Raw genomic sequence first — 24,621 nt, 5'->3', positions numbered from 1 at the left:
TTTTGCGTCGCTACAGCTGCAATCAGCCGTTGAACACTTCGTCCACGTTGTTCAGTGGGTAGTGCTTCGGATACGGCAGGGTAGCCACACCGGATTCGATGGCGGCCTTGGCCACGGCGTCGGAAACGACGGTGATCAGGCGTGGGTCCAGTGGCTTCGGAATGATGTACTCACGACCGAATTCCAGGGCCTGGACGTTGTAGGCGTCGCACACTTCCTTCGGCACCGGCAGCTTGGCCAGGTCTTTCAGGGCGATGGCGGCCGCGATTTTCATCTCTTCGTTGATGCGCTTGGCGCGAACGTCCAGGGCACCACGGAAGATGAACGGGAAGCCCAGCACGTTGTTGACCTGGTTCGGATAGTCGGAACGACCGGTAGCCATGATCACGTCGCTGCGCGTTTCGTGCGCCAGTTCCGGCTTGATTTCCGGGTCCGGGTTCGAGCAGGCGAACACGATCGGGTTGGCAGCCATCGACTTCAGGCCTTCCGGGCTCAGCAGGTTCGGGCCGGACAGGCCAACGAACACATCGGCACCGTTCAGGGCATCGGCCAGGGTGCGCTTGTCGGTAGCGTGGGCGAACTGGGCCTTGTACTGGTTCAGGTCGTCGCGGCCAGCGTGGATCACGCCGCTGCGGTCGATCATGAAGATGTTCTCGACCTTGGCACCCATGCTCACCAGCAGCTTCATGCAGGAGATGGCGGCAGCGCCGGCGCCCAGGCAGACGATCTTGGCGTCTTCCAGTTTCTTGCCAGCGATTTCCAGGGCGTTGATCATGCCGGCCGCGGTAACGATCGCGGTGCCGTGCTGGTCATCGTGGAAGACCGGAATGTCGCACTGCTCGATCAGAGTGCGCTCGATCTCGAAGCACTCAGGTGCCTTGATGTCTTCGAGGTTGATGCCACCGAAGGTGATGGAGATGCGGCGTACGGTGTCGATGAACGCCTGCGGGCTTTCAGATTCGACTTCGATGTCGAACACATCGATACCTGCGAAACGCTTGAACAGAACGCCCTTGCCTTCCATGACCGGCTTGGAGGCCAGTGGGCCGAGGTCACCCAGACCGAGGATGGCGGTACCATCGGAAATCACCGCAACCAGGTTGCCCTTGCCGGTGTATTTGTAAGCCAGCTCTGGATCACGGCCGATTTCGCGCACGGGCTCGGCAACACCTGGGCTGTAGGCCAGGGCGAGGTCACGGGCGGTGGCGGTGGGCTTGGAGAGCTCGACGCTCAGTTTCCCCGGACGAGGTTGAGCGTGATATTCGAGAGCGGCGGTTTTCAGGTCTGACATGGTGGGCATTCCGCTATTTACTGTTCTGACGGACCGCCGAGGATACGCAAAGAGCCGGGGAGCCACAAGACTGGTCGGTCACTTGTGTCAAGGCCTTTAGCCTACGACTTTACGCTATAACCCGCGGGGGCATTGGGATTGACAGTGTGTACAATCCGATAGCGAAATGTCTACATCTTTTCAGCCTGGAACGCGCTCCAGCATGCTTGGATCGGTCAACGGCAACAGCCAGCGTCGCTGCCCAGGCTTCAGCCCACCCTTGCGGGAACGATCCAGCACCCAGCCACGCGCTTCAACACGGCGTCCCTTGAGGTTATCGAAGAAGCTGGCGGGGAAGTTGCGTTGCAGACGAGCGGGTATCTGCAACACCACGCCAGCGTCCAGTTCCAGCCAGATGCCGGCGCGATTGCGTTCGATGCTGCCGACCCTGCCCGCGATCACCGCGAAGCCCGACTGCTTCACGTCGGCAGCACGCAGCACCGGGGTGCGCTGCCATAGGCCCAAGCCCGCCTGCCGCGCGGCCTGCTCGGCGGCTTGCTGGCAACCCGCCAGGCTCACATTGGGCGCAACTGCAACGCGATAACCCAACCCTTCGCTAAGCAAACGTGCTTCGAGATTGTCACCGTTGCCCGCGTAAACATGCGCCAAGGTGCGGCCATACCTGTCCTTGGCCTCCTTGCCCGGCACCAAGGCGACGCGCCCATCGCTGGCCTTGACCAACCCCTCCAGGCGCCGCTTGGCGGCTTCGGCATAAGGCTCGCTGGCTCGGCCCTTGCGACCGATCTCCGGGGCGTTGATGCCGATCATGCGCACACTGCGGCCATCGGTCAGGCGTAGGGTATCGCCGTCCACCACCTGGCGCACGGCTACCGGCTGCGGCCGGTCCGGTAGCGGGCAGAAAGCCAGCGCCGGCAGCTGCCAAATCGCGCCCACAAAAAAAGCGCCCACAAGGGGCGCCTTTTTCAGCAACAACGCGAAACCCGAAGGATTCGCCATGCGCATGATTACTTCTTGGTACCGAACATGCCGAAGCGGTCGGCGAACTTCTGTACGCGACCACCGGTGTCCAGGACTTTTTGCTTACCGGTGTAGAACGGGTGGCACAGGTTGCAAACGTCGATCGCCAGGGTGTTGCCCAGGGTCGAACGAGTTTCGAACTTGTTGCCGCAGCTGCAGGTGACTGCAACTACTTCGTAGTTCGGATGAATATCTGCTTTCATGGTCACTTCCTCGAGCTGCGTGCCGCCACCCAACACCAATTGTTGAATACCGCACGTAATTAGGCGGCGAATATTACCAGAGTGTCACGCCAGCGCAAGTTGTCGCTTGCACCGACCGTCGTCTGCTAGGCTCGCCCATCTTTGAAACGCCCTGCGAGACCTTCCGCGTGTCCGACGTCATCCTGCGCCTTGCCCTGCCCTCCCCTCTGCGTCGCCTGTTCGACTACCGAGCGCCGGCGAGCATGGCGCGCCAGGCCCTGGTACCGGGCATGCGGATCCGCGTGCCGTTCGGCCGCCGCGAGATGATCGGCGTGCTGGTGGAAGTGTGCGAGCAGAGTGAAGTGCCGGCCGACAAGCTCAAGCCCGCCATTGCCCTGCTCGACCCGGTAACGCCGGTGCCTGCGGCCCTTTTCAAGCTGTGCCTGTGGACAGCCCAGTATTATCAGCACAGCCTGGGCGACACCCTGAGCTGGGCCTTGCCCACGCTGCTGCGCCAGGGTGAGCCCGCCGAGATGCGCCAGGAGCGCTTCTGGCACGTTGCCCCCGGTGCCCGCCTGGAAGACCCGCGCATCGCCCGCGCCCCACGTCAACGCGACGCCCTGAAAACCCTGGCCCAGCACCCCCATGGTGTGGCCCATAGCCTGCTGGCCAAGCTCAACCTGAACAAGGACAGCCTCGACCTGCTGCTGGCCAAGGAGCTGGTGCAGGTGGAAGTGCGCCGCCAGCGCCCGGCAGAGCGCCATGAACACTGGCTGGCCCAGCCGGAGCTGCCGCTCAACGAAGAACAGCGCGATGCCTTCGACGCCGTGCGCGAGGGCTTTGGCGAGTTCGGCGCGTTTCTCCTGGCAGGCGTCACCGGCAGCGGCAAGACCGAGGTCTACCTGCAACTCATCCGCGAGGCCCTCGAAGCCGGCAAGCAGGCACTGGTACTGATTCCCGAGATCAACCTCGGCCCGCAGACCCTGGCGCGCTTCGAGCAGCGCTTCAATGCCCGCATCGCCCTGCTGCACTCGGCGGTGAACGATCGCGAGCGTCTCGATGCCTGGCTGGCAGCGCGCGACGGCGAGGCCGACATCATCATCGGCACACGCTCGGCGCTGTTCACGCCGATGAAGAACCCAGGTCTGATCATCATCGACGAGGAACACGACGGCTCCTATAAACAGCAGGAGGGCCTGCGTTACCACGCCCGCGACTTGGCGCTGGTGCGCGCACATCAGGAAAACATCCCGATCCTGCTTGGCTCCGCCACTCCCTCACTGGAAACGCTGCACAACGCCCTGACCGGCCGTTATCGCCTGCTGCGCATGAACCAGCGCGCCGGTGGCGCACGCCCACCACGCATGCTACGCCTGGACGTGAAGAGCCTGCCGCTGGACAGCGGCATCAGTGGCCCGCTGCAGCAGGCCATCCGCCTTACCCTGGAAGCCGGCCAGCAAGTGCTCGTGTTCCTCAACCGCCGCGGCTTCGCTCCCACCTTGCTGTGCCATGACTGCGGCTGGCTGTCCGAGTGCCCGCGTTGCGATGCGCGCATGACGGTGCACCAACGCTCCGGTGTGCTGCGCTGCCACCACTGCGGCTATGACGAACGCCTGCCGCACCAGTGCCCCAAGTGCAACCACGTGGACTTGCGACCGGTCGGCGCCGGCACCGAACGTGCCGAGGAACGCTTGAAAGTGCTGTTCCCCGATTACCCGATCCTGCGCATTGACCGCGACAGCACGGCGCGCAAGGACGCCATGCAGAACTTGTTCAGCACCATCCAGCGCGGCCAGCCGAGCATCCTGGTCGGCACCCAGATGCTGGCCAAGGGGCACCATTTCCCGCGGGTAACGCTGGTGGCAATCCTTGATGCCGATGGAGGGCTGTTCTCAGGTGATTTCCGCGCCAGCGAGCGCATGGCCCAGCTCATCGTCCAGGTCGCCGGCCGCGCCGGCCGTGCCGAGGAGCCCGGCAAGGTGATCATCCAGACCCACCTGGCCGACCACCCGTTGCTGGTGCAGTTGACCGAGCAAGGCTACTTCGCCTTCGCCGAACAGGCCCTGGACGAACGCCGCGCAGCCGGCCTGCCGCCTTACTCGCACCTGGCCCTGCTGCGCGCCGAAGCGCACAAGCCAGGCCAGGCAGAGGGTTTTCTCGACGAGGCCTGCAGCACAGCGGAGCGCCTGGTGGCCGAGCAACAACTGGCGGGCATTGAACTGTTGGGCCCGGTACCGGCTCCGATGGAGCGCAAGGCGGGACGCTTCCGCGCGCAACTGTTGATCCAGGCCAATACACGGGCACCCTTGCATCGACTGATCAGTGCCTGGTTGCTAGTGTTGGAGCAGATGCCGAGCGGGCGCCAGGTACGCTGGTCGCTGGATGTGGATCCGGTAGACCTGTACTGAATCTACTGGCCCTATCGCCGGCAAGCCGGCGCCCACGGGTGCGCACCCCCACCTGTGGGAGCCGGCTTGCCGGCGATAGGGCCTTCAAAGGTTGGCAACCTGGCCCCAGCAACGGATAATGCCCAGTTTTTCCACCTGCGCATCCAAGCGCCCCACCGCGCTTGCGGTCGAAAAGAGATCCCCATGAAAGACACCATTCGCCAGCTGCTCCAGCAAGCCCTCACCCAACTCGTCACAGACGGTGTGCTGCCTGAAGGGCTGTCGCCGGCGATCCAGGTGGAAAACGCCCGGGACAAGACCCACGGCGACTTCGCCAGCAACATCGCCATGATGCTGGCCAAGCCGGCCGGCATGAAGCCGCGTGACCTGGCCGAAAAACTGATCAATGCCCTGCCGGCCAGCGCCGACATCAGCAAGGTCGAAATCGCCGGCCCAGGCTTCCTGAATTTCTTCCAGAACACCGACGCGCTGGCCCACCGCCTGGACGCCGCCCTCGCCGACGCCCACCTGGGCGCGCGCAAGGCCGGCCCCGCGCAGAAGGTGGTGATCGACATGTCGGCACCGAACCTGGCCAAGGAAATGCACGTCGGCCACCTGCGTTCGACCATCATCGGTGACAGCGTCGCCCGAGTGCTGGAGTTCCTCGGCGACGAGGTCATCCGCCAGAACCACGTGGGCGACTGGGGCACCCAGTTCGGCATGCTGATGGCCTACCTGGAAGAGAACCCGATCACCAGCGACGAGCTGTCGGACCTGGAAAACTTCTACCGCGCGGCCAAGAAACGCTTCGACGAGTCCGAGGAATTCGCCACCCGCGCCCGCGGCCTGGTGGTCAAGCTGCAGGCTGGCGACCCTGAGTGCCTGGCGCTGTGGACACGCTTCAAGGACATTTCGCTGTCGCACTGCCAGAAGACCTACGAGCTGCTCAACGTCAAGCTGACCATGGCCGACGTGATGGGCGAGAGCGCCTACAACGACGATCTCGCCAACGTGATCAACGACCTCAAGGCCAAGGGCCTGCTGGTCGAGGACCAAGGCGCCCAGTGCGTGTTCCTCGACGAGTTCAAGAACAGTGAAGGCGAGCCGCTGCCGGTGATCGTGCAGAAGGCCGACGGCGGCTACCTGTACGCCACCACCGACCTGGCAGCCGTGCGCTACCGCAGCAATGTGCTCAAGGCCGACCGCGCCCTGTACTTCGTCGACCAGCGCCAGGCACTGCACTTCAACCAGGTGTTCGAAGTGGCCCGCCGCGCCGGCTTCGTCGGCCATCCGATGCAGATGGAGCACATGGGCTTCGGTACCATGAACGGCGCCGACGGCCGCCCGTTCAAGACCCGTGACGGCGGCACCGTGAAGCTGATCGACCTGCTCAACGAGGCCAAGGACCGCGCCTACGCGCTGGTGAAGGAAAAGAACCCGAGCCTGGCCGAAGAAGAACTGCGCACCATCGGTAAAGTGGTCGGCATCGGCGCGGTGAAATACGCCGACCTGTCCAAGCACCGCACCAGCGACTACAGCTTCAACTTCGAGCTGATGCTCAACTTCGAAGGCAACACCGCGCCTTACCTGCTGTACGCCTACACCCGCGTGGCTGGCGTGTTCCGCAAGCTGGGCAAGGGCTTCGACGAAGTCGAAGGCAGCATCGTCCTGCAAGCGCCTCACGAACAGGACCTGGCCGCACGCCTGGCGCAGTTCGGCGAGATCCTCAACAACGTCGCCGAGAAGGGCACGCCGCACGTGCTGTGCAGCTACCTGTACGACCTCGCCGGCCTGTTCTCCAGCTTCTACGAGAATTGCCCGATCCTCGCCGCCGATACCCCGGAGCAGCAGCAGAGCCGTCTGCGCCTGGCTGCCCTGACCGGTCGCACCCTCAAGCAAGGTCTGGAACTGCTCGGCCTGGAAACCCTGGAGCGTATGTAAGTTGGCTGCCAAGAAAAAACCAGCACCCAAGCGCGGCGCAAGCCGCACCCAGGCACCGGCCAAACAGCCGATCCCCGGCTGGGTATGGTTGGCGGTCGGCCTTACCGTCGGCGCCTTCATCGTCTTCCTGATGAAGCTCGAACCTGGCGGTGGTGACATCCAGCGCACCAAGCCCGAGCAGCAGAAGCCGGAGAAGGTGGCCGAGGCCGGCAAGTCCGCCCCTGCCACCCCGCAACAGCCCGTGAAACCGAAATACGACTTCTACACGCTGCTGCCGGAGTCCGAGGTGATCGTGCCGCCAGAGGCCGTGCCTGAGAAGACGCCGCCCGTACCGGCCCAACCGGTGGCACCGGTTACCCCGGCGGAAGCCGCCAAGATCGACACTGCGCGTGCCCAGGCGGCGCTGCTGGGGCAGACGCCACCGCCGGCGCCGCCTGTGATCAAGCCGGCTGCAACCACGCAGTTCTTCCTGCAGGCGGGTTCGTTCCGCAAGCAGGCGGATGCCGACAAGGTGCGCGCGCAGATCATCCTGCTGGGCCAGGCCGTGAAGGTTGAGTCAGGGACGGTCAAGGATGAAACCTGGTACCGCGTGCTGGTCGGCCCGTTCAGCAACCGCGAACAGCTGACCGGGGCCCAGAAGCAGTTGGCAGGGGCAGGCTTCAGCAACCTGCTCCTGCAGCAGCGACAGACCCGCCAGTAACGAAAAAGGCCTTGCCGCGCGATGCGACAAGGCCTTTTTTCTACCTGCCTCAGCGGCGCTCGGCGTTGGCCTGGGAGATCTGACTGTTCAGCGTCCAGAAGTCGTACAGCACGCCCAGCAGGAACAAGCCCCCGGTGAAGAAGTAGATGATCGCGCTGATCCACTTGCCCTGGTAGAGCCGGTGAATACCGAACACACCAAGGAAGGTCAGCAGGATCCAGCCGATGTTGTAGTCGATGCGACCGGATTGGAAGCGCATGTCGGCCTCGCGGTCCATCGACGGGATCAGGAACAGGTCGATCAGCCAGCCGATGCCGAGCAGGCCCAGGGTGAAGAACCAGATGGTCCCGGTGATGGGCTTGCCGTAATAGAAGCGGTGCGAGCCGGTAAAGCCGAAGATCCAAAGCAGATACCCGATCACCTTGCTGTGGGTGTCGTGGTTCGGCGCCCCTTGTTGATAACTGTTCATTCATAGCCCTCCTGGGTTATCCAAAAATTTTCTAAAAAAAAATGTGACTTTTCCGGCGCAGACCGACGTACGGCAGCATGACAATCGACCAACGGATCAGAAAGTGATCAAAAAGCTGTTATAAAGTTGCCCGCCAACACACATAAAACATTCATAAAGAGCTTCATCTATGCCGCCTTTACTCAAGACATGGCTGACCCTCTGCCTATTATTGCCCCTGGCCGCCCACGCCACCAATCGTGAGCAGCGTCTTCCCAACGGCTTTACCGGCTACACCAGCAACGCTTCGGTGAATCACGCGCCGGTCAAACAGACTGCGCTGCGCGCGCGTCAGAACGCCTCGGCCAAGGCCCATAACCTGCCCGCCGTTGCCGCGATGTCGCCCAAGCAGAGCAGTGACGTGCTCAGCCGCGCCGTGAACGTGCTCGGCACGCCGTATGTATGGGGGGGCAGCAGCCCTAAAAAGGGCTTCGACTGCAGCGGGCTGGTCAAGTATGCCTTCAATGACGTAGCAGACGTCGACCTGCCGCGCACCTCCAACGCCATGGCTCAGGGCCACGGTGTGAAAGTGGCACAAGGCGACCTCAAGCCAGGCGACCTGATCTTCTTCAATATCAAGAGCCGCCGGGTCAACCACGTTGCCATCTACCTGGGCAACGATCGCTTCATCCACGCTCCGCGTCGCGGCAAGCGGGTGAGCATCGACAACCTGAGCAAGCCTTACTGGCAGAAGCACTATGTCGTTGCCAAGCGGGTGTTGCCGAAGGAACAGCAGCAGCTGGCGCTGGCCAAGCGCTGATCGCGCTGGCCCTATCGCCGGCAAGCCGGCTCCCACAGGGGCATCACCGCACTCGAAATGTGTGTTGCACCTGTAAGAGCCGGCGTGCCGGCGATAGGGCCCGCAGGCTTCACGCAAGCCCGATCACCCCATCGATCTTCAGCTGACTCATCGCCCCCGCCATCGTCCGCATCCCCTCCCCAGCCCCCGCCTGCATCACCGAACACAACTGCGCCATGCGCCCTTCGCGAATCAGGTTGCGCACTGCCGGCGTCGCCACCAGCACTTCCCTGGCCGCCACTCGCCCACCCCCTACACGCTTGACCAGCACCTGCGCCACCACCATGCGCAGCGACTCCGCCAGCATGGCCCGTACCAATGGCTTTTCCTCTGCCGCAAACACATCCACCAAGCGGTCGATGCTGCTCACCGCCGAGCGCGTATGCACGGTTGCCAGCACCAGGTGCCCCGTTTCCGCCGCGCGCAACGCCAGGCGTATCGTCTCGAGATCTCGCAACTCGCCGATCATGATCACATCCGGGTCCTGACGCAGCGCACTGCGCAAGCCGTGGGAAAAATCCCGGCAGTGTCGGCCGATCTCGCGTTGATTGACCAAGCAGCGCTGCCCGCTGTGGATAACTTCGACAGGGTCTTCGAGGGTAATGATGTGCAGGCATCGCTCACGATTGAGCTGATCGATCAGGGCCGCCAAGGTGCTGGACTTGCCGCTGCCGGTTGGCCCTCCGATCAGCACCAGGCCATCGGTGTGCCGCGCAATAGCTCGATACACTTCTTCCAGCGCCAGCTCACCCAGTGTCGCGATACGTCTGGGAATGAGGCGAAAGGTCGCCGCAGGGCCATTCAACTGGCGAAACAGATTGAGACGAAAGCGTCCCAATGGCGCCAGCTCCAGGGCCAGATCCTGCTCATCGCCCCTTTCCCAGCACTGGCGCCGCCCCTCCTCGAGCAGAGGCGCCAAGCCCTCATACAATTCAGCAGACCGCAAACACGGCAGGTCCAGCCGTTGCAGTTCGCCATCCAGGCGCAACATCGGTAATTCGCCCGCGGCCAGGTGCAGGTCGCTCGCCCCTGCCTCCGTCGCCCGGGCCAGCAGGTCGGTCACGTCCATGAGACTCCCCAAAGGCCATCAAGCAGGTAGAATGCCGCAGACCCTAGAGCCGACGGCATCGATCCATGTCCACCATAGCAGACAACCTTTCCGCCCTCGCCGAACGCATCGATAGCGCTGCCCGGGCCGTTGGACGCGACCCGGCCAGCGTCCAGCTGCTGGCGGTGAGCAAGACCAAACCGGCCAGCGCCATCCGCGAAATCCATGCAGCAGGCGTGCGTGACGTGGGCGAGAACTACCTTCAGGAAGCGCTGAGCAAGCAGGATGAACTGCGTGACCTGCCCTTGATCTGGCACTTCATCGGCCCCATTCAGTCGAACAAGACCAAAGCAATTGCCGAACATTTCGACTGGGTACATTCCGTGGACCGCCTGAAGATCGCCCAACGCCTATCCGAACAGCGGCCGGCGGGCTTGCCACCGTTGAACATCTGCCTGCAGGTGAATGTCAGCGGTGAAGACAGCAAGTCGGGTTGCGCCCCGGCTGACTTGCCAGCGCTGGCTCATGCCGTGGCCGCACTGCCGAACCTGCGCCTGCGTGGGTTGATGGCGATCCCCGAGCCAACCGACGATCGCACAGAGCAGGAAGCCGCCTTCGCCAGCCTGCGCCAGTTGCAGGAGGGCCTGAATCTCGGCCTGGACACCTTGTCCATGGGCATGAGCCACGACATGGAAGCCGCGATTGCACAGGGCGCGACCTGGGTACGTATCGGTACCGCCCTGTTCGGCGCCCGCAACTACGGCTCCGTCTGATTTCCATGCTTTACTCACTCTTTCCCTCAAGGACCTGATATGAGCAAGACACGTATTGCCTTTATCGGCGCCGGCAACATGGCCGCCAGCCTGATCGGCGGCCTGCGTGCCCAAGGCCTGGACGCGTCGCAGATTCGCGCCAGCGACCCTGGCGCCGAAACCCGCGCCCGGGTGCAGGCCGAGCACGGAATTGAAACCTTCGAAGACAACGCCAGCGCCATCGCCGATGCCGACGTGATCGTTCTGGCAGTCAAACCGCAGGTAATGAAGGCCGTCTGTCAGGCCCTGCAGCCGAACCTGCAGCCAGGCCAGCTGATCGTCTCCATCGCCGCCGGTATTACCTGCGCGAGCCTGCAAGCCTGGCTCGGCGCCCACCCGGTGGTGCGCTGCATGCCCAACACGCCGGCCCTGCTGCGCCAGGGCGTCAGCGGCCTGTATGCAACGGCCGAGGTTACCAGCGAGCAGCGCCAGCAAGCCGAACAGCTACTGTCGGCCGTCGGTACAGCCCTGTGGCTGGAGCAGGAACAACAGCTCGATGCCGTCACCGCCGTGTCCGGCAGCGGCCCGGCCTACTTCTTCCTGTTGATCGAAGCCATGACCGCCGCCGGTGAAAAACTCGGCCTGCCGCGCGAAATCGCTTCGCAACTGACCTTGCAGACGGCCTTGGGCGCCGCGCACATGGCGGTGGCCAGCGACGTCGACGCTGCCGAACTGCGCCGCCGCGTCACCTCGCCTGCCGGCACCACCGAGGCAGCGATCAAGTCGTTCCAGGGCAATGGATTCGAAGCCATCGTCGAGCAGGCGCTGGAAGCTGCGGCCAAGCGCTCCGCCGAGCTGGCCGAGCAATTGGGCAAATAAGGAGTTCTTGATGAATGCACTGTCAGGCGCCGCGATCTTCGTGGTGCAAACCCTGGTCAGCCTGTATCTGGTGATCGTCCTGCTGCGCTTTGTGCTGCAGCTGGTCAAGGCCAACTTCTACAACCCGCTGTGCCAGTTCGCCGTGCGCGCCACTCAGCCGCTGCTCAAGCCGATTCGCCGGGTGATTCCCAGCGTCGGCGGCCTGGACACCTCGTCGCTGCTGCTGGCCATCGTCATCCAGGCGCTGCTGATGGGCTTCGTGCTGATGGTCACCTATGGCACTTTCGGTGATGTCCTGCACCTGCTGATGTGGGCGATCATCGGGATAACCTCGCTGTTCCTGAAGATCTTCTGGGTGGCGATGATTGTGATGGTGATCGTCTCCTGGGTCGCGCCGAACAGCCACAACCCGGCTGCGGAGCTGGCCTACCAGATCAGCGAACCGGTGCTGGCACCGTTTCGCCGCATCGTGCCGAACCTGGGCGGCATGGACATCTCGCCGATCTTCGCCTTCCTGGCAATCCAGGTGATCCAGTCGTTCGTCATGCCACCGCTGGCCACCTATGCCGGCATGCCGCAGGAACTGTGGCGGATGATCTGACCCCACCTGCACCTGGCGGCAAGCCTTCGCTTGCCGCTGGGGGTAGCGCTCTTTAGACTTACGCCTCCGTCAAGCGTGAGCAGGGTCGATGTCCACTGTCCTTCCCGAAGATTCCGTCGGTCTGGTTACACCGCAAACTGCCCGGTTCGAAGAACCGCTGGCCCTGGCCTGTGGCCGTTCCCTGGCCAGCTACGAGCTGGTATACGAAACCTATGGCAGCCTGAACGCCAGTGCGAGCAATGCCGTGCTGATCTGTCATGCCCTGTCCGGCCACCACCATGCCGCTGGCTACCATGCCGCCACCGACCGCAAGCCGGGCTGGTGGGACAGCTGCATCGGCCCTGGCAAACCGATCGACACCAACCGCTTCTTCGTGGTCAGTCTGAACAACCTCGGCGGCTGCAACGGCAGCACTGGCCCGAGCAGCGTCAACCCGGCTACCGGCAAACCCTATGGCGCCGACTTCCCGGTGCTGACCGTGGAAGACTGGGTGCACAGCCAGGCACGCCTGGCCGATCGCCTGGGCATCCAGCAATGGGCCGCGATCGTCGGTGGCAGCCTGGGTGGCATGCAGGCACTGCAGTGGACCATCACCTACCCCGATCGCGTGCGCCATTGCGTCGACATCGCCTCGGCCCCCAAGTTGTCGGCGCAGAACATCGCCTTCAACGAAGTGGCGCGCCAGGCCATCCTCACCGACCCGGAGTTCCACGGCGGCTCGTTCCAGGACCAGGGCGTGATCCCCAAGCGTGGCTTGATGCTGGCGCGCATGGTCGGCCATATCACCTATCTGTCGGATGACTCGATGGGCGAGAAATTCGGCCGTGAGCTCAAGAGCGACAAGCTCAACTACGATTTCCACAGCGTCGAATTCCAGGTCGAGAGCTACCTGCGCTATCAGGGCGAAGAGTTCTCCGGCCGCTTCGACGCCAATACCTACCTGCTGATGACCAAGGCCCTGGATTACTTCGATCCGGCCGCGAACCATGGCGGTGACCTGGCGGCCACTCTGGCCGAGGTCAAGGCGGACTACTGCATCATGTCGTTCACCACCGATTGGCGCTTCTCGCCGGCTCGCTCGCGCGAGATCGTCGACGCCCTGATGGCCGCGCGCAAGAACGTCTGCTATCTGGAGATCGACTCGCCCTATGGGCACGATGCCTTCCTGATACCGACGCCTCGCTACATGCAGGGTTTCTCGAACTACATGAACCGCATCGCCATCTGAGGACAGCATGAGAGCCGATCTGGAAATCATCCACGACTGGATTCCCGCCGGCAGCCGGGTACTCGACCTGGGCTGCGGCAGTGGCGAGCTGCTGGCTTCGCTGCGCGATCGCAAACAAGTCACCGGCTACGGCCTGGAAATCGACGCCGACAACATCGCCGCCTGCGTGGCCAAAGGCGTCAACGTGATCGAGCAGGACCTCGACAAGGGCCTGGGCAACTTCGCCAGCAACAGCTTCGACGTGGTAATCATGACCCAGGCCCTGCAGGCCGTGGAGTACCCCGACCGCATTCTCGACGAGATGCTGCGGGTGGGCCGTCAGTGCATCATCACCTTCCCCAACTTCGGCCACTGGCGCTGCCGCTGGTACCTGGCGACCAAAGGCCGCATGCCGGTTTCGGACTTCATGCCGTATACCTGGTACAACACGCCGAACATCCACTTCTGCACCTTCGCCGACTTCGAAGAGCTGTGCCATGAGCGCCACGCCAAGGTGCTCGACCGCCTGGCCGTCGACCACTTGCACCGCAACGGGTGGGGTGGCCGGCTTTGGCCTAATCTTCTAGGTGAAATCGGCATTTATCGCGTCAGCAGCCCAGGCCTGCAGGAGCACCAGCTCGCGGTCTGACGCTCACCGGAGGAATCGCACCATGCGTCGTCTAGCCCTGTTCCTGATCAGCCTGTGCCTGGCCCTGCCAGTCCTGGCTGCCGATGCCGCCAGGCCCGATCGCAAGGAAGACTTCGGCGACGTGACGGTGCACTACAGCGCCTTTACCTCGAGCATGCTGCAACCCGACATTGCCGCCGCCACCGGGCTTACCCGCAGCAAAAACCAGGGCGTGCTCAACATTGCCCTGCTCAAGGCCGGCAAGCCGGCCATGGGCGTGGTCAGTGGCACGGTGAAAGACTTGACCGGGCGCACCAACCCGCTGTCGTTCAAGCAGATTACCGACCAAGGGGCGATCTACTACATCGCCCAGTTCAAGATCGAACAGGCCGAGACCCTGACCTTCGACCTGAACGTCGAAACCGGCGGGGTCAGCCATCAACTCAGCTTCAACCAGGAAGTGTTCCCAGGCGAATGATGAATTTCCAGCAACTCGTATTGGCCAGCCACAACGCCGGCAAACTCAAGGAACTCCAGGCCATGCTCGGCCAGTCGGTGCAACTGCGCTCGATCGGTGAGTTCAGCCAGATCGAGCCTGAAGAAACCGGCTTGTCGTTCGTCGAGAACGCCATCCTCAAGGCCCGCAACGCAGCCCGCATCTCCGGGCTGCCGGCGCTGGCCGACGATTCGGGCCTGGCAGTGGACTTCCTCGGGGGGGCGCCAGGTATCTACTCGGCACGCTATGCAGATGGAAAAGGCGATGCAGCCAACAATGCCAAGCTGCTCGAAGCGCTCAAGGATGTACCAGAAGATCAGCGCGGCGCCCAGTTCGTCTGCGTGCTGGCACTGGTGCGACATGCCGATGACCCGTTGCCGATCCTCTGCGAAGGCCTGTGGCAAGGGCGCATCCTGTTCGAAGCCAGCGGCGAGCATGGCTTCGGCTACGACCCGCTGTTCTGGGTGCCTGAGCGCAATTGTTCGAGTGCCGACCTCAGCCCTGCCGACAAGAACCAGCTCAGCCATCGCGCACGCGCCATGGCCCTGCTGCGTCAACGCCTGGGCCTGGCATGATCACAACGCTGTCCACCCAGCCGCGCCCAGGTGCGGCGGGTCTTGCCACGCTGCCGCCCCTGGCCCTTTACATCCACATTCCGTGGTGCGTGCGCAAATGCCCTTACTGCGACTTCAACTCCCACGCCGCCGGCCCTGAGCTGCCGGAAGAGGCATATGTTGATGCCCTGCTAACCGACCTCGACCAGGAACTGCCTGCCGTACAGGGCCGCCCTATTTCGTCGATCTTCTTCGGTGGTGGCACGCCCAGCCTGTTCAGCGCCAATGCGCTCGGGCGCTTGTTGCAAGGGGTGGAGCAACGCATTCCGTTCGCCCCGGACATCGAGATCACGCTGGAAGCCAACCCTGGCACGTTCGAACAGGAGAAGTTCAAGGCCTACCGGCAAACAGGCATCAACCGCCTGTCCATCGGCGTGCAGAGCTTTCAGCCCGCCAAGCTGCAGGCACTGGGCCGCATCCACAATGGCGACGAGGCCATCCGCGCGGCGGCAATGGCGCGCGCAGCCGGCTTCGACAACTTCAACATGGACCTGATGCACGGCCTGCCCGACCAGTCGCTGGACGACGCGCTCGGTGACCTGCGCCAGGCCATCGACCTGGGGCCGACGCACCTGTCGTGGTACCAGTTGACCGTTGAACCGAACACGGTGTTCTGGAACCAGCCACCGGAGCTTCCGGAAGACGATATCCTCTGGGACATTCAGGAAGCCGGCCAGGCCCTGATGGCCGAACATGGCTTCAAGCAATACGAAGTGTCGGCCTACGCCCAGCCCGGCAGGCCGGCACGGCACAACCTCAACTACTGGCGCTTCGGCGATTTCATCGGCATCGGTGCCGGCGCCCACGGCAAGCTGACCTTCGCCGATGGGCGCATCCTGCGCACCTGGAAAACCCGCCTGCCGAAGGATTACCTGAACCTCGCCAAACCCTTCAAGGCTGGCGAGAAACTGCTGCCGGTCGATGAGCTGCCGTTCGAGTTCCTGATGAACGCCCTGCGCCTCACCGATGGCGTGGAAGCCGAGCTGTTCACCCAGCGTACCGGCCTACCCTTGGCGCAACTGGCCGAGGCGCGCCGCGCCGCCGAACAAAAGGGCCTTCTGCAGGTCGAACCTGATCGGCTGGTGGCCACGCCTCGCGGCCAGCTGTTTCTCAATGACCTGCTGCAGTATTTCTTGACCTAAGGATGACCCATGGATCTGGTACTTGATCTGCTGGCGACAGTTTCCCGCTGGAGCCGTAGCAACCTGTCGGAGATTTCCCTGGCCCTGGTAGGCTGCCTGCTGGTGCTGTTCGGCACCGACATCAAGGCCTGGGTGGAACAACGCTTGGGTGGCCTGGCAGGCGCCCTGCGCGTGCCGTTCATGGCCCTGCTGGTGATGATCGGCAGCGGTGCGGCGTTGATCTATGCCACGCCTTGGGTGGTCAAGGGGCTGAGCCAGTTCAATAACTATGCGTTGGCACCGGTGTTGTTGGTGGTGCTGGTGTTGATTGGCGTGGTGGCCGATCGGCGGGGGTGAGATTGCTAAAATCTGCCCCGGAGAACCAGGGCAGCCCGACCACCTGACTAGCCCTTACTGGGCATCGTCGAAGTGATCGCGCATGAAGTCCCGAACGGTCTTGAGTACAAACAAGATCCGGATGAGTTTCCAAACGCGGCTCAGCGCATCAAGCATTCGCTTCATATGCCATGGCCTCCGTGTTGGCGGGCCAATCTTCCAGCATCTAACCGGCGCTTCGATGCCTTCGAAAACAATGTGGAGAGTTTTCAGTGAAGTGGCCAGGTCAATGGCCCTTCGAGAAACATCAACCGGCACGGTTCTCAGGCCATGTCGAAGGGGCCGGAAAGCAGAATTCTTCTCTCACCCGGCCCATCACTGAATTGATCCACAGAGGAGCAGCGCGATCTTACTTGGAATATTTACCCAAGGCTGTTAACCACTCTGACACACGTGATGCGGGATATTTCTGGACATTGACGCCCCCAATTGAGCTGCCTATGATCGTCTTCATGTGGAGAGTTTTCAGTGAAGCCGCTGAACGAAGGATACTCAGTCCTATCGTTCACATAAAAAAACCGCTCTTGTCAGAGCGGTTTTTTTCGCCTGCATTTCTGCAGGCTCTCGCGGCACGACAGGCTCAAACAGCCGATCAGTCCACCTTCTCGAACTTCAAATCCCAGACCCCATGCCCCAAGCGCTCACCACGGCGCTCGAACTTGGTGATCGGCCGCTCTTCCGGACGCGGCACGTAGGCCCCATCCGCCGCCTGGTTACGGTAACCCGGCGCAGCGCTCATCACTTCCAGCATGTACTCGGCATACGGCTCCCAGTCGGTCGCCATGTGGAACACGCCACCCGGCTTGAGCTTGCGCCGTACCAGCTCGGCAAACTCCAGCTGCACGATGCGGCGCTTGTGATGACGCGCTTTGTGCCACGGGTCGGGGAAGAACAGCATCAAGCGGTCGAGGCTGCTGTCGGCCACGCAGCGGTTGAGCACTTCGATGGCGTCGCAGTCGTAAACCCGCAGGTTCTTCAGGCCCTGGGTCAGCACGCCGTTGAGCAATGCACCCACACCCGGACGGTGCACTTCGACACCGATAAAATCCAGCTCAGGCGCAGCAGCGGCCATCTCCAGCAGGGAATGGCCCATGCCGAAGCCGATCTCCAGGGTGCGCGGCGCCGAGCGGCCGAACACCTGGTCGTAGTCCACCGGGCTATCGGCCAGTGGCAGGATGTACAGCGGACCGCCCTGGTCAAGGCCGCGTTGCTGGCCTTCGGTCATGCGCCCTGCGCGCATCACGAAGCTCTTGATGCGGCGGTGGGGGCGCGCTTCGCCGTCAGGGGTGGTCGGCGTATCTTGCGGTTCAGTCATCGGGGGCTCTTACTTGATCAGACCATCCAGCGGCGAAGAGGCGCTGGCATAGAGTTTCTTCGGCATGCGCCCGGCCAGGTAAGCCATGCGGCCGGCAACGATGGCGTGCTTCATGGCCTCGGCCATCAGCACAGGCTGCTGGGCGTGGGCGATGGCCGAGTTCATCAGCACGGCTTCGCAGCCCATCTCCATGGCGATGGTGGCGTCGGAGGCAGTACCTACACCGGCGTCAACCAGCACCGGCACCTTGGACTCTTCCAGGATGATCTGCAGGTTGTACGGGTTGCAGATACCCAGGCCGGTGCCGATCAGGCCGGCCAGCGGCATCACCGCGATGCAGCCGGCTTCTGCCAGCTGACGGGCAATGATCGGGTCATCGCTGGTGTAGACCATCACGTCGAACCCGTCCTTGACCAGCACTTCGGCGGCCTTCAGGGTTTCGATCACGTTGGGGAACAGGGTTTTCTGGTCGGCCAGCACTTCCAGCTTGACCAGGTTGTGGCCATCGAGCAGTTCGCGGGCCAGGCGGCAGGTGCGCACGGCCTCGACCGCGTCATAGCAGCCGGCGGTGTTCGGCAGGATGGTGTAGCGGTCCGGCGGCAACACGTCGAGCAGGTTCGGCTCGCCTGGGTTCTGGCCAAGGTTGGTGCGGCGCACGGCGACAGTAACGATTTCAGCACCCGAGGCCTCGATGGCCAGGCGGGTTTCTTCCATGTCACGGTACTTGCCGGTGCCGACCAGCAGGCGCGACTGGAAAGTGCGTCCGGCCAGGGTGAAAGGCTTGTCGCTACGAACGTTGCTCATCGTTGTTCCTCGGGAAAAGGTTGCTGGGCTTACAGGTGAAGCGCCGGAGCGGAATCAGCCACCACCGATGGCGTGGACCACTTCGACCTGGTCGCCTTCGTTCAGCTGCGTGCTGTCGTGCTGGCTACGCGGCACGATATCCAGGTTGAGTTCCACCGCGACCCGGCGCCCAGTCAGCTCCAGACGCGTCAGCAGGGCCGCGACGCTTTCGCCGGCTGGCACTTCGTAAGGTTCACCGTTCAGTTGAATGCGCATGCGCACGGCCACCATTGTTCTTTGGGGCCCGCATTCTAGCGCCGATCCACGCGTTTACCCAAGGGCGACAGGCGCCATTAGTCGCGATTGTGGACCGCTTGGTCAGCCCAGCCGCCAGGCTGCCAGCCCCAGGCACAGCCAACCGGCCAGAAAGCACAGGCCACCGATGGGTGTGATGATGCCCAGTTTGCCCAACCCGCTGAGGGTCAGCAGGTACAGGCTGCCGGAGAACAGCACGATGCCCACGGCGAAGAGGCCCCCAGCCCAGCCCACCAGACGCCCCGGCAGGTGCGCCGCCAGCAGCGCCACACCGAAGATCGCCAGGGTATGCACCAACTGGTAGGTCACGCCGGTATGAAAGATCGCCAGGTAGTCGGCCGATAGGCGGTTTTTCAGGCCGTGCGCGGCAAACGCACCCAGAGCGACACCGGTAAAACCGAAAAAGGCAGCGAGCATCAGGAAGCTGCGAAGCATGGGACGACTCCTTGGATCGGGTCTGTATAATGGCCCGTTCCACTGGTCCGGCCAAGCTATCGCCATGCTTTCATCCCTCATCCGCCGCTTCGCCCGCGCCCTGCTCTGGTTCGCTGCCGGCAGCATCGTGCTGGTGCTGGTGTTTCGCTGGGTGCCGCCACCGGGCACAGCACTGATGTTCGAGCGCAAGGTGCAATCATGGATCAGCGGCGAGCCGATCGACCTGCAGCGCGACTGGGAGCCCTGGGAGAATATCTCCGACGAGCTCAAGGTCGCGGTAATTGCAGGCGAGGACCAGAAGTTCGCCACGCATTGGGGCTTCGACGTCCCGGCCATCCAGGCAGCGCTGGCCTACAACGAGCGCGGTGGCAACATTCGCGGCGCCAGCACGTTGACCCAGCAGGTGGCCAAGAACCTGTTCCTGTGGTCTGGGCGCAGCTGGTTGCGCAAGGGTCTGGAGGCCTGGTTCACAGCGCTGATCGAACTGTTGTGGTCGAAGGAGCGCATCCTTGAGGTCTACCTGAACAGCGCGGAATGGGGCAAAGGGGTGTTTGGCGCCCAGGCTGCGGCGCGCTATCACTTCGGTATCGATGCCAGCCGGCTAAATCGGCAGCAGGCGGCGCAACTGGCGGCGGTGCTGCCAAGCCCGATCAAGTGGAGCGCCAGTAGGCCGAGCGCCTATGTGGCCAGCCGGGCAGGCTGGATTCGCCGGCAAATGAGCCAGCTGGGCGGGCCGAGCTACCTTGTGCAGCTGAATTCCTCGCGCAGGCCTTGAGGCAATAGGTGTACCTGTGGGAGCCGGCTTGCCGGCGATAGGGCCGGTAAAATCAGCACAAACAGAAAAGCCGCTGGCCCTTCAAAGGCCAGCGGCTTTTCAATTGTTACCAGAACGTGATCAGACCGTGATCAATGCCTTGACCTTGTTCATCGCATTCTTCTCCAGCTGACGAATACGCTCAGCCGAGACGCTGTATTTGTCTGCCAGCTCATGCAATGTCGCTTTCTCCTCGGCCAGCCAGCGCTGATAGAGAATATCGCGGCTACGATCGTCCAGACCCTGCAGTGCTTCATGCAGGTTGCTGGTGGAATTGTCGCTCCAATCGGCGTCTTCCAACTGCACGGCAGGGTCGTAACGGTGGTCTTCCAGGTAATGCGCAGGCGACTGGAAGGCGCTGTCGTCATCGGCTTCGGCGGCCGGGTCGAAGGCCATGTCCTGGCCACTCAGGCGGCTTTCCATCTCGCGCACTTCACGTGGCTCGACGCCAAGGCTTTCTGCCACACGATGCACTTCGTCATTGTTCAACCAGGCCAGGCGTTTCTTCTGGCTGCGCAGGTTGAAGAACAGCTTGCGCTGGGCCTTGGTGGTGGCCACCTTCACGATGCGCCAGTTGCGCAGGATGAACTCGTGAATCTCGGCCTTGATCCAGTGCACCGCGAAGGACACCAGACGCACGCCCATTTCCGGGTTGAAGCGCTTGACCGCCTTCATCAGGCCAACGTTGCCTTCCTGGATCAGGTCGGCTTGGGCCAGCCCGTAGCCTGCATAGCTACGCGCAATATGTACGACGAAACGCAGGTGGGCCATCACCATTTGCCGAGCGGCCTCGAGATCCTGCTCGTAGTAGAGACGCTCGGCCAGATCACGCTCCTGCTCGACCGTCAGCAGCGGGATGCTGTTGACCGTGTGCACGTAGGCTTCCAGGTTTGCACCAGGAACCAGGGCATAGGCAGGTTGCAACGATGTGGTCATTCAAGAACCTCCGACTTACAAAACTCGCGCCTTGTGGGCGCTGCCAACATTGACCCGGAACGACGGTACAAGTTCCAAAATGAAAAAAATGTCAATGCTGGCACAGAAAAACTATCGTGGTGCCAACTCGTTCAAGTGACGGGCCACCGCGATCCATGCACCGATATACCCCAACAGCACCGCCCCGATCAAGAGCGACAGACCATCGGCAGCAGGCACCCCACCCAGGGCGAAGTCGCTGTCATACAGCCCGGACAGCCCTACCACGGCCTCGTTCAGCCAGTTCAGGCCGAACGCCAGTATGCCCCAGGCCAACACGCCCGCACCCAGGCCGTACAAGGCGCCCATGTACAGGAAAGGCCGCCGGACATAGCTGTCGGTACCGCCGACCAGCTTGATCACTTCGATCTCGACACGGCGGTTTTCAATATGTAGACGAATTGTGTTACCGATTACTAACAGCAGGGCCGAAATCAGCATCACCGCTAGGCCGAAGACAAATCGGTCGCCCAGCTTGAGGATCGCCGCCAGGCGCTCGACCCAAACCAGGTCAAGCTGCGCGTTCTCCACGCGTGGCAGCTCGGCCAGGCGTTGACGCAGAGCCTCCAGCGCCGGCTTGTCGACTTCGGTCGGTGTCACTACCACCACACCGGGCAGCGGGTTGTCAGGGAGTTCGCGCAGGGCCTCGCCCAACCCGGATTGCTGCTGGAATTCTTCCAGCGCCTGCTCGCGGCTGACGTACTGGGCATCGGACACGCCCGGCATGCTCTTGATCTCATCCCGCAGCGCTTCGCCTTCCTTGCCGCCCGCATCGAGCTGCAGGTACAGCGAGATCTGCGCCGCGCGCTGCCAGGAGCCGCCGAGCTTCTCGACGTTCTTGAGCAGCAGCGAAAGCCCCATGGGCATGCTCAAGGCCACAGCCATTACCAGGCAGGTGAAGAAGCTGCCGATCGGCTGCTTGCCCAGACGGCGCAAGCTATCGGCCAGGCTGGCACGGTGACTTTCTAGCCAGGCGTGGAGCAAGGTGCGGAAATCCGGACCGTCATCATCATGTTCGCCGCGCTTTTTCTTCGCCGGCTGCGGGTCGGCAGGCTTCGGCGCGACCCGTTCGGAAACCTTTGGTGTACGTGTAGTGCTCATTGCCCGGCCTCCCCATCGCCGATCAGACGGCCGCGCTGCAAGGTCAGCATGCGGTGGCGCATGCGCGCGATCAGTGCCAGGTCATGGCTGGCAATCAGTACCGTGGTGCCGAGGCGGTTGATGTCCTCGAACACCCCCATGATTTCCGCAGCCAGGCGCGGATCAAGGTTACCGGTGGGTTCGTCGGCCAGCAGCAGGGCTGGCTGATGCACGATGGCGCGGGCGATGCCGACGCGCTGCTGCTGACCGGTGGACAGGTCAGCCGGGAACAGCTCGCCCTTGTCACTCAGCGAGACGCGCTCCAGGGCCGAATCGACGCGCTTGGCGATCTCGGCCTTCGACAAGCCGAGAATCTGCAGCGGCAGAGCGATGTTGTTGAACACAGTACGGTCGAACAGTAGCTGGTGGTTCTGGAACACCACCCCGATCTGACGACGCAGGAACGGGATCTGCGCATTGCTGATCTGCCCCAGGTCCTGCCCTGCCAGCAGCAGTTTTCCGCTGGTCGGGCGCTCCATGGCCAACAGCAGGCGCAGCAAGGTGCTCTTGCCGGCGCCGGAATGGCCGGTGACGAACAGGAATTCGCCCCGGCGCGCCCGGAAACTCAGCTCATGCAAGCCGACATGGCCGTTGGGATAGCGCTTGGCAACCTGTTCGAATCGGATCATGGATGGTCTCGCTCGGCGAACAGAGCCTTGACGAACGGCTCGGCTTCGAAGGTGCGCAGGTCGTCGATGCCTTCACCGACACCGATGAAGCGGATCGGGATGTTGAACTGCTTGGCCAGGGCGAAGATCACGCCGCCCTTGGCGGTGCCGTCCAGCTTGGTCAGGGCCAGGCCGGTCAGCTCGACGCTCTGGTTGAAGTACTTGGCCTGGCTGATGGCGTTCTGCCCAGTGCCAGCGTCGAGCACCAGCAGCACCTCGTGCGGCGCCTCGGCATCGAGCTTGCCGATCACCCGACGGACCTTCTTCAGCTCTTCCATCAGGTTGTCCTTGGTGTGCAGGCGACCGGCGGTGTCGGCGATCAGCACATCGACGCCACGGGCCTTGGCGGCCTGCACGGCATCGAAGATCACCGAGGCGGAGTCGGCGCCGGTGTGCTGGGCGATGACCGGGATCTGGTTGCGCTCACCCCATACCTGCAGCTGCTCCACGGCAGCGGCACGGAAGGTGTCGCCCGCGGCCAGCATGACCTTCTTGCCTTCAAGCTGCAGCTTCTTGGCCAGCTTGCCGATGGTGGTGGTCTTGCCGGCGCCGTTCACGCCGACCACGAGGATCACGTATGGCTTGTTCTGTGCCTCGACCTTCAGCGGCTGCTCGACCGGGCGCAGCAATGCCGCCAGTTCGTCCTGCAACGACTTGTACAGGGCATCGGCATCGGCCAGCTGTTTGCGGGCGACCTTCTGGGTCAGGTTCTGGACGATGGCCGAGGTGGCTTCCACGCCGACGTCGGCGGTCAGCAGGCGGGTTTCGATTTCGTCGAGCAGGTCGTCATCGATGACCTTCTTGCCCAGGAACAGGCTGGCCATGCCTTCGCCAATGCTGGCACTGGTCTTCGACAGGCCTTGCTTGAGGCGGGCGAAGAAACCGGGCTTGGCCTGTTCGGCGGTGGCCGACGCTGCAACCACCGGGGTTGGCTCGGGCTCGACCACTGCCGGGGCCGGGGCTGGGGCTACGACGGCGACGGGCTCCGGCGCAGGACGCTCGGGGATCGCGGGCGGCGCCATGGGCTCTAGGTCCGGCACCAGCGCGACAGGCTCCTCGGCAACCGGCAGGACCAGGTTGCTGACGGGCGGCTCGACCGGATGGGCAACCGGGATTTGCGGGGCCACAACGACCGGTGCCGGGGCCTCGACCTGTACCTGGACCGGTGCCGCTTGCGCGGGCAAGCCGGCGCCCACAGGGGCCTGGGGTACTGGCTCAAGGGCAGCGGCCGGCTCAGGGATGATGACTGGCTCAGGTTCAGGTTCAGGAACCGCGACCGGCTCAGGCTCAACAACCGCAACCGGCTCAGGCTCGGCTGGGCGCGGTGCCTCGGCGACAGCAGGCGCCTCAGGGGCTTGGGCAACCGGCGGCTCTGCCGGAGCGGCTGCGGGCTGCTCGACGGCGGGCTGCGCAGCTACGGGCTCGGCAGCTTGAGCATCAGGTACTGGTGGCTGTTCGGCGACAGGTTGCTGCGGCTTCTTGCGAAACCAGCTGAACAGGCCTTTTTTCTCGCCAGCCTCGGCCGGCGCTTTTTTGTCGTCGTTGGAACCAAACATGGAAGACGGCTATCTCAGGGTAGCGATGGGCCAGCAGTGGCGCATCGGGAATT

The 24,621-nt window shown here is 63.1% G+C and carries 27 protein-coding genes; 14 read left to right on the top strand and 13 right to left on the bottom strand.

Annotated features, from left to right (window positions below):
* Nucleotides 1-22: 22 nt before the first annotated feature.
* The 3 genes from KU43P_RS01515 to rpmE all read right to left on the bottom strand — a co-directional run bounded on the left by KU43P_RS01515 (nucleotide 23) and on the right by rpmE (nucleotide 2,511).
* Nucleotides 23-1,291: a malic enzyme-like NAD(P)-binding protein gene (locus KU43P_RS01515; RefSeq protein WP_317660739.1), complete on the bottom strand. Its 1,269-nt coding sequence runs from the start codon at nucleotides 1,289-1,291 to the stop codon at nucleotides 23-25.
* A gap of 180 nt (nucleotides 1,292-1,471) precedes the next feature.
* Entirely contained in the window at nucleotides 1,472-2,293 is an 822-nt protein-coding gene (locus KU43P_RS01510; RefSeq protein WP_317660738.1) for a thermonuclease family protein, read from the bottom strand.
* Nucleotides 2,294-2,295: 2 nt separating this feature from the next.
* On the bottom strand, nucleotides 2,296-2,511 hold the full coding sequence (gene rpmE, locus KU43P_RS01505) for a 50S ribosomal protein L31 (protein WP_008092997.1): 216 nt from the start codon (nucleotides 2,509-2,511) through the stop codon (nucleotides 2,296-2,298).
* Between the two features lie 167 nt (nucleotides 2,512-2,678).
* Here rpmE and KU43P_RS01500 point away from each other — a divergent pair, with 167 nt between their 5' ends.
* The 3 genes from KU43P_RS01500 to KU43P_RS01490 all read left to right on the top strand — a co-directional run bounded on the left by KU43P_RS01500 (nucleotide 2,679) and on the right by KU43P_RS01490 (nucleotide 7,518).
* Nucleotides 2,679-4,898, top strand: coding sequence for a primosomal protein N' (locus KU43P_RS01500; protein WP_317660737.1), 2,220 nt, complete (start codon nucleotides 2,679-2,681; stop codon nucleotides 4,896-4,898).
* A gap of 183 nt (nucleotides 4,899-5,081) precedes the next feature.
* Nucleotides 5,082-6,818, top strand: coding sequence for an arginine--tRNA ligase (gene argS, locus KU43P_RS01495; protein ID WP_317660736.1), 1,737 nt, complete (start codon nucleotides 5,082-5,084; stop codon nucleotides 6,816-6,818).
* A gap of 1 nt (nucleotide 6,819) precedes the next feature.
* Nucleotides 6,820-7,518, top strand: coding sequence for an SPOR domain-containing protein (locus KU43P_RS01490; RefSeq protein ID WP_317660735.1), 699 nt, complete (start codon nucleotides 6,820-6,822; stop codon nucleotides 7,516-7,518).
* A gap of 49 nt (nucleotides 7,519-7,567) precedes the next feature.
* Here the strand turns inward: KU43P_RS01490 and KU43P_RS01485 are convergent, their stop codons facing one another.
* Nucleotides 7,568-7,987, bottom strand: a complete 420-nt coding sequence (locus KU43P_RS01485; RefSeq protein ID WP_317660734.1) for an NINE protein — start codon at nucleotides 7,985-7,987, stop codon at nucleotides 7,568-7,570.
* Nucleotides 7,988-8,156: 169 nt separating this feature from the next.
* Between KU43P_RS01485 and KU43P_RS01480 the strand changes: the two genes are divergently transcribed.
* Nucleotides 8,157-8,786, top strand: a complete 630-nt coding sequence (locus KU43P_RS01480; protein ID WP_317660733.1) for a C40 family peptidase — start codon at nucleotides 8,157-8,159, stop codon at nucleotides 8,784-8,786.
* Nucleotides 8,787-8,895: 109 nt separating this feature from the next.
* On the opposite strand, the gene KU43P_RS01475 is transcribed toward KU43P_RS01480, so the two are convergent.
* Nucleotides 8,896-9,894 (bottom strand): type IV pilus twitching motility protein PilT, encoded by a 999-nt coding sequence (locus KU43P_RS01475; RefSeq protein WP_317660732.1) that lies wholly within the window; start codon nucleotides 9,892-9,894, stop codon nucleotides 8,896-8,898.
* Nucleotides 9,895-9,959: 65 nt separating this feature from the next.
* Between KU43P_RS01475 and KU43P_RS01470 the strand changes: the two genes are divergently transcribed.
* From KU43P_RS01470 to KU43P_RS01430, 9 genes are all read left to right on the top strand, one after another.
* Nucleotides 9,960-10,646 (top strand): YggS family pyridoxal phosphate-dependent enzyme, encoded by a 687-nt coding sequence (locus tag KU43P_RS01470; protein WP_317660731.1) that lies wholly within the window; start codon nucleotides 9,960-9,962, stop codon nucleotides 10,644-10,646.
* 39 nt (nucleotides 10,647-10,685) lie between these two features.
* Nucleotides 10,686-11,504 (top strand): pyrroline-5-carboxylate reductase, encoded by an 819-nt coding sequence (proC, locus tag KU43P_RS01465; protein ID WP_317660730.1) that lies wholly within the window; start codon nucleotides 10,686-10,688, stop codon nucleotides 11,502-11,504.
* 10 nt (nucleotides 11,505-11,514) lie between these two features.
* Nucleotides 11,515-12,105 (top strand): YggT family protein, encoded by a 591-nt coding sequence (locus tag KU43P_RS01460; RefSeq protein WP_317660729.1) that lies wholly within the window; start codon nucleotides 11,515-11,517, stop codon nucleotides 12,103-12,105.
* Nucleotides 12,106-12,193: 88 nt separating this feature from the next.
* On the top strand, nucleotides 12,194-13,333 hold the full coding sequence (metX, locus tag KU43P_RS01455) for a homoserine O-succinyltransferase MetX (RefSeq protein WP_317660728.1): 1,140 nt from the start codon (nucleotides 12,194-12,196) through the stop codon (nucleotides 13,331-13,333).
* A gap of 7 nt (nucleotides 13,334-13,340) precedes the next feature.
* A complete protein-coding gene (gene metW / locus KU43P_RS01450) occupies nucleotides 13,341-13,961 on the top strand; it encodes a methionine biosynthesis protein MetW (RefSeq protein WP_008092977.1) in 621 nt (206 codons plus the stop codon).
* 22 nt (nucleotides 13,962-13,983) lie between these two features.
* Nucleotides 13,984-14,418 (top strand): DUF4426 domain-containing protein, encoded by a 435-nt coding sequence (locus KU43P_RS01445; protein WP_317660727.1) that lies wholly within the window; start codon nucleotides 13,984-13,986, stop codon nucleotides 14,416-14,418.
* Nucleotides 14,415-15,011 carry an RdgB/HAM1 family non-canonical purine NTP pyrophosphatase gene (gene rdgB, locus KU43P_RS01440; protein ID WP_317660726.1) on the top strand — a complete coding sequence of 199 codons (597 nt, stop codon included), beginning with the start codon at nucleotides 14,415-14,417 and terminating at the stop codon, nucleotides 15,009-15,011. Before KU43P_RS01445 ends, rdgB begins: the two co-directional genes overlap by 4 nt.
* Nucleotides 15,008-16,192, top strand: coding sequence for a radical SAM family heme chaperone HemW (hemW, locus tag KU43P_RS01435; protein ID WP_317660725.1), 1,185 nt, complete (start codon nucleotides 15,008-15,010; stop codon nucleotides 16,190-16,192). Before rdgB ends, hemW begins: the two co-directional genes overlap by 4 nt.
* A 9-nt stretch (nucleotides 16,193-16,201) precedes the next feature.
* Nucleotides 16,202-16,528: a DUF3392 domain-containing protein gene (locus KU43P_RS01430; protein ID WP_016393360.1), complete on the top strand. Its 327-nt coding sequence runs from the start codon at nucleotides 16,202-16,204 to the stop codon at nucleotides 16,526-16,528.
* A 631-nt stretch (nucleotides 16,529-17,159) separates the two neighbouring features.
* Here the strand turns inward: KU43P_RS01430 and trmB are convergent.
* From trmB to KU43P_RS01410, 4 genes are all read right to left on the bottom strand, one after another.
* Nucleotides 17,160-17,882 (bottom strand): tRNA (guanosine(46)-N7)-methyltransferase TrmB, encoded by a 723-nt coding sequence (trmB, locus tag KU43P_RS01425; protein WP_317660724.1) that lies wholly within the window; start codon nucleotides 17,880-17,882, stop codon nucleotides 17,160-17,162.
* A gap of 9 nt (nucleotides 17,883-17,891) precedes the next feature.
* Nucleotides 17,892-18,686 carry a thiazole synthase gene (locus KU43P_RS01420; protein WP_008092966.1) on the bottom strand — a complete coding sequence of 265 codons (795 nt, stop codon included), beginning with the start codon at nucleotides 18,684-18,686 and terminating at the stop codon, nucleotides 17,892-17,894.
* A 54-nt stretch (nucleotides 18,687-18,740) separates the two neighbouring features.
* A complete protein-coding gene (gene thiS / locus KU43P_RS01415; protein ID WP_008092964.1) occupies nucleotides 18,741-18,941 on the bottom strand; it encodes a sulfur carrier protein ThiS in 201 nt (66 codons plus the stop codon).
* 102 nt (nucleotides 18,942-19,043) lie between these two features.
* Nucleotides 19,044-19,415 carry a DUF423 domain-containing protein gene (locus KU43P_RS01410; RefSeq protein WP_176510946.1) on the bottom strand — a complete coding sequence of 124 codons (372 nt, stop codon included), beginning with the start codon at nucleotides 19,413-19,415 and terminating at the stop codon, nucleotides 19,044-19,046.
* 64 nt (nucleotides 19,416-19,479) lie between these two features.
* On the opposite strand from KU43P_RS01410, the gene mtgA reads away from it, so the two are divergent.
* Nucleotides 19,480-20,190: a monofunctional biosynthetic peptidoglycan transglycosylase gene (gene mtgA, locus KU43P_RS01405; protein WP_317660723.1), complete on the top strand. Its 711-nt coding sequence runs from the start codon at nucleotides 19,480-19,482 to the stop codon at nucleotides 20,188-20,190.
* Between the two features lie 120 nt (nucleotides 20,191-20,310).
* Here mtgA and rpoH read toward each other — a convergent pair whose 3' ends face one another.
* The 4 genes from rpoH to ftsY all read right to left on the bottom strand — a co-directional run bounded on the left by rpoH (nucleotide 20,311) and on the right by ftsY (nucleotide 24,568).
* The gene (rpoH, locus tag KU43P_RS01400) at nucleotides 20,311-21,165 is read right to left on the bottom strand and encodes an RNA polymerase sigma factor RpoH (protein ID WP_317660722.1); all 855 of its coding nucleotides are present in this window, start codon (nucleotides 21,163-21,165) and stop codon (nucleotides 20,311-20,313) included.
* 111 nt (nucleotides 21,166-21,276) lie between these two features.
* Entirely contained in the window at nucleotides 21,277-22,305 is a 1,029-nt protein-coding gene (gene ftsX, locus KU43P_RS01395; RefSeq protein ID WP_317660721.1) for a permease-like cell division protein FtsX, read from the bottom strand.
* A complete protein-coding gene (ftsE, locus tag KU43P_RS01390; protein ID WP_011531723.1) occupies nucleotides 22,302-22,973 on the bottom strand; it encodes a cell division ATP-binding protein FtsE in 672 nt (223 codons plus the stop codon). The genes ftsX and ftsE overlap by 4 nt, the downstream gene beginning before the upstream one ends.
* Nucleotides 22,970-24,568: a signal recognition particle-docking protein FtsY gene (gene ftsY / locus KU43P_RS01385; RefSeq protein WP_317660720.1), complete on the bottom strand. Its 1,599-nt coding sequence runs from the start codon at nucleotides 24,566-24,568 to the stop codon at nucleotides 22,970-22,972. Before ftsY ends, ftsE begins: the two co-directional genes overlap by 4 nt.
* Between the last annotated feature and the right edge of the window lie 53 nt (nucleotides 24,569-24,621).

Source organism: Pseudomonas sp. KU43P, from assembly GCF_033095865.1.
GTDB lineage: Bacteria > Pseudomonadota > Gammaproteobacteria > Pseudomonadales > Pseudomonadaceae > Aquipseudomonas.
The sequence above is the reverse complement of the archived record's forward strand: the minus strand, read 5'-3'. Positions and strand labels throughout refer to the sequence as shown.